The following is a 525-nucleotide window of genomic DNA, read 5'->3' on the forward strand; positions in this document are numbered from 1 at the left end:
TCGAGCGACCAGCCGATGATCTTGCGTGAGAAGAGATCCATGATCACGGCCAGGTACACGAATCCTTTTTCGACCTTAATGTAGGTGATATCTGAAACCCACTTCTCATCAGGACGACTGGCGGTAAAATTCCTGCCAAGCAGATTACCGCTGACGTGATTCCTCGCCAGGACGTCAGGGAAGTACTTGTACCCTTTTCCGTTCCTCGCCTTAAGGCCTTGTTTTTCCATCAATTTTGCCACTATATTCTCACTGATGGAAATGCCGCTTTCATTGAGCTCTACCGTCATCCTCGGCGACCCATAGCGCGCCTTGAAACGGTTAAACAATGCGACGAGTGAGCGCTCAGCTTCCAGGCTCCGCAGCTCCCGGGCACTGGGCGACCGGGATCGCCATTTGTAATAGCCTGATCGGCTGACGCCAGCCCAGCGGCACATCTTCTGGACAGCGTGCTGACCTCGAAGCGATTCGATGAAAGCGTACTTCACCATTTGTCTTTGCTGAAGTTCTGGGCCGCATGCGGAC

At 53.3% G+C, this 525-nt stretch carries 1 protein-coding gene; it reads right to left on the minus strand.

Annotated features, from left to right (window positions below; all coding sequences use genetic code 11):
- The coding region (locus DKW65_RS15705) for an IS3 family transposase (protein WP_111658380.1) at positions 1 to 491 on the minus strand (491 nt) is incomplete at its 3' end.
- Positions 492 to 525: the final 34 nt, after the last annotated feature.

The sequence above is a fragment of the Isoalcanivorax indicus genome, from assembly GCF_003259185.1.
GTDB lineage: Bacteria > Pseudomonadota > Gammaproteobacteria > Pseudomonadales > Alcanivoracaceae > Isoalcanivorax > Isoalcanivorax indicus.